The organism is Roseomonas sp. TAS13, from assembly GCF_001950415.1.
Lineage (GTDB): Bacteria > Pseudomonadota > Alphaproteobacteria > Acetobacterales > Acetobacteraceae > Roseomonas > Roseomonas mucosa.
Window position 1 is genome coordinate 1 of sequence record NZ_BDLP01000495.1, and the last position, 2,651, is coordinate 2,651.

A 2,651-nucleotide genomic window follows, 5' to 3' on the forward strand; every position below is an offset into this window, starting at 1 on the left:
GCGCGAAAGGACGTCGCGCGCCACCAGCACCGCGCGCGGGTCGTCCGCCGCCGCGCCGCCGAGGAAGCCGCTGACGTAGCCCGGGTCGCCGGGCTGCGCCCCGCCGGTCAGGCCCAGGCTCTGGCTGACCCGGTCGACGGTCGAGCAGCCGGACAGGGCCAGGCTGGCGGCGAGGCCCAGGCACAGCGCCCGGGCGGGGGAGGCACCCCGGGTGCCACCCTTGGAGCCCCGGTCCATGGAGTCTTGGCCAAGGCCGCGCATCCGGCGCCCGCCCTCCGGCCGCCCGGCCTGCCGGCGGGGCTGGGCCCAATGGGGCTGGGCGTCATCCGTCCGGCCCGTACCGGCCTCGTTCTGCACCGCCGTGACCATGCTGCTGTCCAATCTCCCTGACCGGTTCGGCCCGCCGGCTCGACGGGTGGGCTGTGGCAATGGCGGAGGCCACCGGCCACCCCATAAGGGGAAGCCGGGGGCCTCCTCCAGGGCTTTCCGGATGCCACCGCCGCGGCTTCCCATGCCCGCGGAGGGCCGCCGCGCCCCTGGAACACGAATGGCGCCTTAAACGCCTTCCCATCCAGCGGCAACCGGGCAGGTCCCGTTGCTGAATCGACATGTCGCGCGCGGGCGCGCTTGCCGTGGCCGCCGATTCCCCGGACGATGTGCGGCCAAGGGTCACGGGTTCGGCCATCGGGCCGGATGATGGATCGGGCCGTGGGGTGGCGGGCCCGGCTTGCCGGGTGGGCCCCGGGGATGGCACCTGCCCGGATCGGAACCGCGCGACGCGCGTCTCGGAAGGACATGATTCATGCGGACACGGATCGCCGCCGGCCTGTTCCTGGCCCTTTCCGGCCTTGTGGCCGCGCCCCTGCCACCCTTCGCGGCCGCGCGGGCGGAGGAGGCGCCCTTCACCCCGGCACAGCGCGAGGAGATCGTGCGCATCCTGCGCGAGGCGTTGCGCACCGACCCGACCATCCTGCGCGATGCCGTGGCGGCCATGCAGCAGTCGCAACAGGCGGAGCAGGAGCGTGGCCGCCGCGATGCCATCCAGGCCCAGGCGGCGGCCCTGCTGCGCGATCCGGCCGATCCGGTGAAAGGCAACCCGGCCGGGGACCTGACGGTGGTGGAGTTCTTCGATCCCCGCTGCGGCTATTGCAAGGCGCTGGCACCGACCATGCAGGAGCTGCTGTCGCAGGACGGCAAGCTGCGCGTGGTGATGAAGGCGATCCCGATTCTGGGTCCGAACAGCGTGCTGGCCTCCCGTGCCCTGCTGGCGGCGCAGCGGCAGGAGAAGTTCGTGCCGCTCTACGACCGGCTGATGCAGCTTCGTGCGGAGCCGACCGAGGCGGTGCTGCAGGCGGAGGCGCAGAAGCTCGGCCTCGACTGGGCGCGGATGCGGCGCGACATGGACGACCCGGCCATCGAGGCGCGGCTGCAGCAGAACCTGCGGCTGGCCCAGGCCCTGTCGATCGAGGGCACGCCGGCGCTGGTGATCGGCGACACGCTGGTGCCGGGGGCGGTGGACCTGACGACGCTGCGGCGCCTCGTGACGCAGGCGCGCGGGCGCGGCTGAGGGAGGGGGCGAGGGGGGGAATGCAGATCGGGCTGAGAGGCCTGCTTGCGCGTTTTCCGGTGCAGCTGCCGGTGCCGGACCTCGCCCCGTTCCTGGCGGGCAACCTGCTGCCGGGCGCCTGGTCCTTTGGCGCGGCGCGGCCGGGGCCGCATGTGGTGGTCACCGCCCTGGTCCATGGCAACGAGATCGCCGGGGCCATCGTGCTGGCGGAATGGCTTCGGCAGGGGCTGCGGCCCCGCATCGGGCGGCTGAGCCTGGTCTTCGCGAATCTCGACGCCTTCGCCCGGTTCGATCCGGAGGATCCCACCATGTCGCGCTTCGTGGAGGAGGATCTCAACCGGGTCTGGGCGCCGCATGTGCTGGACGGGCCCCGCACCTCGCTGGAACTTGCCCGGGCGCGGGAGCTGCGGCCGCTGGTGGCGAGCGCCGACGTGCTGCTCGACCTGCACTCGATGCTCTGGCCCTCCGATCCGCTGCTGCTGGTCGGGCGTTCCGTCCGGGCGCAGGCGCTGGCGCTGTCGCTGGGCACGCCGCCGGTGGTGGTGGCCGATGACGGGCATGCGGACGGGCTGCGGCTGATCGACTATCCGCGCTTCCGCGACCCCGCCTCCAGCGCCTGCGGGCTGCTGGTGGAAGGCGGCGCGCACTGGGAGCCGGGGACGCCGGAACTGCTGGACCGCTGCGGGCGCGCCCTGCTGCGGCGCCTCGGCCTGCTGGAGCCGGCCATGCCCGGCACGGTGCTGTCCGGACCGGCTCCGGACGCCTCGCTCTGGCGCGTGACCCGCACGGTGACGGCGCGGCGGCATGGCTTCGCCTTCACCGAGAGCTTCCGCGGCGGCACGGTCATCCCGCGCCGGAACACGCTGATCGCCCTCGACGGGGAGGAGGAGATCCGCACCCCCCATGACGACTGCCTGCTGGTGATGCCCAGCCCCCGGGTGCTGCGGGGGCATACCGCCGTCCGGCTCGCGGCACGGTGCTGCGCTGAACGATAAAGGGGCGCGCCTTGGGGGCAAGGCTCCGCCTCGCCCCCAAACCCCCCACTCCGCCAGGACCCTGAGGGTCCTGGACCTCCCCTTCGCTG

General features: G+C 73.7%; 2 protein-coding genes and 1 pseudogene. 2 read left to right on the plus strand and 1 reads right to left on the minus strand.

The window, feature by feature from the left end; all coding sequences use genetic code 11:
- Positions 1 to 381, minus strand: a pseudogene (locus ROTAS13_RS22660) (hypothetical protein); the annotation flags it as partial.
- A gap of 421 nt (positions 382 to 802) precedes the next feature.
- Between ROTAS13_RS22660 and ROTAS13_RS22665 the strand changes: the two are divergent.
- Entirely contained in the window at positions 803 to 1,567 is a 765-nt protein-coding gene (locus ROTAS13_RS22665; RefSeq protein ID WP_083755681.1) for a DsbA family protein, read from the plus strand.
- A gap of 20 nt (positions 1,568 to 1,587) precedes the next feature.
- Positions 1,588 to 2,562 (plus strand): succinylglutamate desuccinylase/aspartoacylase family protein, encoded by a 975-nt coding sequence (locus tag ROTAS13_RS22670; protein WP_075823515.1) that lies wholly within the window; start codon positions 1,588 to 1,590, stop codon positions 2,560 to 2,562.
- The last annotated feature ends 89 nt before the right edge of the window (positions 2,563 to 2,651 follow it).

Excerpts from the sequence above, each read along its gene's own strand:
- ROTAS13_RS22665 (WP_083755681.1), top strand. The coding sequence starts at position 803 with ATGCGGACACGGATCGCCGCCGGCCTGTTCCTGGCCCTTTCCGGCCTT.
- ROTAS13_RS22670 (WP_075823515.1), top strand. The coding sequence starts at position 1,588 with ATGCAGATCGGGCTGAGAGGCCTGCTTGCGCGTTTTCCGGTGCAGCTG.